Below are 4,256 nucleotides of genomic sequence, written 5' to 3'. Positions count from 1 at the left end.
ATCGCCCAAGGGGGCGATGACGCCGGCGGACCAGAGATGGCCGAAGTCTCTGCCGAGTCCCCTGCGGGGGGCGGCGGTTGGGGCTATGTGCGTTTCCAATTGCGCCTACCGGGGTGGGGTGTCGGGGTCGGTGTGCGTCTGCGGGTCGATTGTGGCTGGGCGCGCAGTTCCCCGCGCCCCTGCGGGGCGCGGCCCCTTCGGCCGGCCGCCGGGCGGCACCGCTACAGCGGCCGCACCGCAGAGGCGATTTCCGCTCGCCGCGCCAGTGCCCCCGCATGCGACTCCGCCTGGAAAACCACGTGGCCCAGCAAGCAGCGGAAATCCTCCGCCGGGGGGACTTCGGCGCCCTCCGGGTAGTAGAGGGACACCTCCACCACGTCCTCCGCGGAGCGGAGTTCGTCCAGGCCCGACAGTCCCTTGAAGGACGGCAGGCCGTCGCCGTGCTCCGTGCTGAAGCAGTGCACTGCGGCGCACTTGGCCCGGGGTGCGGAGAAGACTCCCGCCGCGTAGGGGTCGAGGCCGGTGAACGCGGCCAGCATGACGCGGGCCAGGGAGACGCCCGTGACGAGTTCCACGAGCTGGGGGATGCACAGGCCGGCCAGCCGGGCGCCGATTTCTATGAGGACGGGCTCGCCGTCGGGTATGCGGAGTTCGCAGTGGAAGGGGCCGAGCGTGAGTCCGAGGGCCCGGCACACGTCGGTGACGTACGCCTCGACGGCGGCGCGCACGGGCGGTTCCAGCTCGTGCTGGACGACCATGCCGACCTCGACGAAACACGGCTCGGGGCCGAGCAGTTTCGAGGTGACGGAGACGACGGTGACCTGGCCGTCGAGGACGTAGCCCTCGACGCTGACCTCCGGGCCCGCCACGTACTCCTCCAGCAGCACGGGCCCCGTCAGGTCGCGTCCCATGTCGAGGCGCGTGTCGCCGCGCAGCCGCTCGTACGCGCCGCGCAGTTCGTCCGGCGTGTCCACCCGGGTGACGTGGATGCTGCCCGCCGAGCGGGTCGGCTTGAGCACGGCGGGGAAGCCGACGTGGGCGGCGGCGTCGGCCAGCTCGTGGGCCTCGGTGGCCTCGGCGTAGCGCGGCACGCGCAGTCCGGCGGCCTCGGCCGCCTCGCGCATGACGGCCTTGTCGCGGAGGGCCTCGACGCTGTCCACCGGCAGGCCGGGCAGCCCGAGCCGGGCCGCGAGCCGGGCCGCGGTGCCGACGTAGAACTCGAAGCCGGGCACGATCCCGGCGAACGGGCGTTCGCGGTGGCGCTCGGCCACCGCCTCGTGGAGCGCGAATTCGTCGTTGGTGTCGACGACGAGGAGTTCGTCGATGTGCTCGCGCAGCGCGTCGGCCACGCGGCGGTCGTCGCGGTCGTGGGAGGCGACGACGAGTTCGAAGCCGAGCGCGCGGGCCTCGACGATCAGTTGGCTCCCGGACGACAGGGGCTCGACGACCAGGACGCGGGTACGGGGTCGGGGCAGCGGTTCGGTCATTGCAGTGGCTCTCCGGGGCATCGGTGGCGGTGGGCCGGGCCCTGTCCGGGCCCGGCCCACCGCGCTGTTCACTGGTCGGAGCAGTGGTGCCGTGGCGGCCGCCGTCCGCGTCAGGCCGCGGCGGCCTCGCGAGTCCCGACGGTCACCTCGTACAGCTCGGCGAAGTAGTCGCCGATGAGGTCGATGAAGGTCGTGAGATAGACCTCCGCCTGCTCGGGCGTGCTGAAGCCCTCCACCGCGCGGGAGACGGTGCGGAACATCAGCTCGTCGTGGTCGTGCTGCTCGTCGAAGGCGATGTGCGCCTGCGTGCCGTGCACGTATTCCTTACCGAATTCCTCGGCGGCCTTGTCGGTGATCACCGGGTTGTAGCGGTCGGAATACCACTCGACGAACCAGTCCCAGATCGTGGTCGGGGCGGGGCCGGAGTGGTCGGCCTCCAGCCGCAGATAGCCCATGAGCTTCGCGGTGGAGATCAGGACCGGGGTGGCGTTCAGCTCCTCCAGGGTGAGGCCGAACTTCTGGAGATCACGGGTGAACATGTTCTCGTGCCCGAATTCCTCCGCCAGATAGCGGGCCAGCTTCGCGGCCAGCTGGTCGTCCTGGGAGCCGACCTTGTAGAGGGCGTAGCTGTCCACCTCGTTGTTGAGGCGGATCCGCAGCACCGTCTCGGTGATGTGGCGGATGTAGTAATCCCGGTCGATCCACTCGCCGCGGTGCAGTTCGCGCATCTTCGGGACCCGCTGGAACTGCTTCTCCATCAGCTCCGCGGCAAGGGTTTCAAGGCGATCACGGTCGAGTTTCGGCATGCTCTTCTACAGCCTTTCGAGGTGATTTCGCGAATTTCCGTAACCAGTGTGAAACACGCCTGGTGGCCGGTTAAATAGCCAAGGGGCAAGGCTTGGCCTCTGCCGGACGGAATGATTCCGGGCGTGGTGCGGCGGTGCTTCCGGCGCTCGTCCCGCTGCTCTCGGCGGTCTCCGCGAACGCGGCGACGAGCCGCAGTACACCGTCCTGCAGGGCGCGTTCGCCCAGCGTGTAGGGGAGCCGCAGGCGGCTGTCGTACGTGCCGCCGGTGCCGAACCGGGGGCCGGACAGCAGGCGGACGCCGTGCCGTTCGGCCGTCATGGCGAGGTGGCTGCTGACGGAGGCCCCCAGGTCCACCCAGAGGGTGGTGCCGCCGGGGGGAGTCGTGTACCGCCAGTCGGGCAGGTGCTGCCGGAGTGCCGAGGTCAGTGCGGCACGGCGCTGCCGGAGGCTCCTCCTCCGCTCGGTGAGCAGCCGGTCGGCGGAGGCCAGCAGCCGGGCGGTGACCACCTGGTCCGGGACGGAACCGGGCGTTCCCATGGCGGAGTTGAGCACCGCGAGCCGGTGCACGGTCGCGGCCGAGGCGCGGATCCAGCCCACGCGTACGCCGTCGCCGATCGCGGCCCGCGGGGAGTCGATCAGGGCCACGGCGCCCTCCGGGCCGAGGGCGGCGAGCGACTGCGGCATCCCGCCCTCGTCCAGGCGCAGTTCGGACGCGCTCTCGTCGGCGACGAGAAGGGTGCCGGTGCGCAGGGCGGTGCGGACCAGGAGGCGGCGTTCCTCCGTGGGCATCACATGCCCCGTCGGATGCTGGAAATCCGGTGTGATCAGCGCCAGTTGCGGCCTGGCCTGGTGCAGCGCGGCGCTGAAGAGCTCGACGTACCAGCCGTTCCGCCCCAGGCCGACGGGCCATGGCCGGGCGCCGTGGAGCCGGATCGAGTCCATCACGTGGGGCGGGGCCGGTGATTCGATGAGGACGCGCTGCCCGGGTCTTGCCCGGTGGCGCAGCAGCAGCTGCCAGCTGTGCCGTATGCCCTGGGTGATCAGGATCTGGGAGGGGTGCGTGGGCAGTCCGCGGGCCGTGTAGCGGTCCGCGACGGTCTCCCGCAACTCCGGGAGTCCGTAGGGCTCGTGGTCCTGCGCGGCGAAGGCCTTGGCCACACGTCCGGCGATGGATCCCAGGGCCTCCTCCAGCCGGGCCTCGGGGACCGGCAGCAGGTCGGAGGTGAAGTCCGCGACGACCGGCTGCGCGGTGGCGGCCCCGCGCCGTTCGTTCCTGGCACCGGGGGAGGGAGCGGCGGGCCGGTCCGCCGCCTGCTCGGGCAGGGTGATGACGGTGCCGGCGCCGCGTGCGCTGCGCAGCCGTCCTTCGGCGCGGAGCATGTCGTAGGCCTTGGTGACGGTGGTGCGGCTGATGCCCAACTGCTCGGCGAGGGTGCGCTCGGGAGGGACACGGGTGTCGGGTGAGAGCAGGCCCTCGCGGATGAGGATCCGGACCCGCTGTGCCAGTGCCTCGTAGGCGGGCCCGCGCGAACGCGAGCGCCAGTCACCCAGGAGACGACTCATCTGCCCCGGGTGCATCACATGCGATATGTCTGCCACGGTGTGCCATTCGGAAAAGGCCGACGAGCCCGACGGGATCGCCGCCGGGCACGCAGGAGGTGTCCCGCTAACCGGATTCGGCAGCAGGTGGTGCCTGGCGAATGGAGCGTCGGACACGCGACAGGGCACAGCTGGGGTCGGGGCGGTTCTGGCTCTGCACGTGCGGCGACGGGGTGCCCGAGCAGGCGGCGGAGCGGTACGTACGGCCGGTACGGCCGCCGGGATGCGGAACCGTTCTGGGCCCGGCGCCGTGCACGCGGCACGGCACGCCGAAACGCTTGGAGTCCCCCGTCATGCGCACATGCTCCGCAGGGGCGCGTCGGGGTGTCAAGGCGATTGGGGGGCGCCGGTGCGCTGTATGAC

At 71.3% G+C, this 4,256-nt stretch carries 3 protein-coding genes; all 3 read right to left on the bottom strand.

Annotated elements, in window-relative coordinates:
• Window positions 1-221 precede the first annotated feature (221 nt).
• A complete protein-coding gene (locus tag K6I34_RS32715) occupies window positions 222-1,487 on the bottom strand; it encodes an ATP-grasp domain-containing protein (RefSeq protein WP_229331666.1) in 1,266 nt (421 codons plus the stop codon).
• 110 nt (window positions 1,488-1,597) lie between these two features.
• A complete protein-coding gene (locus tag K6I34_RS32710; RefSeq protein ID WP_229331665.1) occupies window positions 1,598-2,293 on the bottom strand; it encodes an iron-containing redox enzyme family protein in 696 nt (231 codons plus the stop codon).
• A gap of 70 nt (window positions 2,294-2,363) precedes the next feature.
• On the bottom strand, window positions 2,364-3,857 hold the full coding sequence (locus K6I34_RS32705) for a PLP-dependent aminotransferase family protein (protein WP_229331664.1): 1,494 nt from the start codon (window positions 3,855-3,857) through the stop codon (window positions 2,364-2,366).
• Between the last annotated feature and the right edge of the window lie 399 nt (window positions 3,858-4,256).

Source organism: Streptomyces sp. UNOC14_S4, from assembly GCF_020740835.1.
Lineage (GTDB): Bacteria > Actinomycetota > Actinomycetes > Streptomycetales > Streptomycetaceae > Streptomyces.
The sequence above is the reverse complement of the archived record's forward strand: the minus strand, read 5'-3'. Positions and strand labels throughout refer to the sequence as shown.

What these genes read in the sequence shown, in the direction of transcription:
- K6I34_RS32715 (WP_229331666.1), bottom strand. Translation starts at nt 1,487, where the DNA reads ATGACCGAACCGCTGCCCCGACCCCGTACCCGCGTCCTGGTCGTCGAG.
- K6I34_RS32705 (WP_229331664.1), bottom strand. Translation starts at nt 3,857, where the DNA reads ATGAGTCGTCTCCTGGGTGACTGGCGCTCGCGTTCGCGCGGGCCCGCC.
- K6I34_RS32710 (WP_229331665.1), bottom strand. Translation starts at nt 2,293, where the DNA reads ATGCCGAAACTCGACCGTGATCGCCTTGAAACCCTTGCCGCGGAGCTG.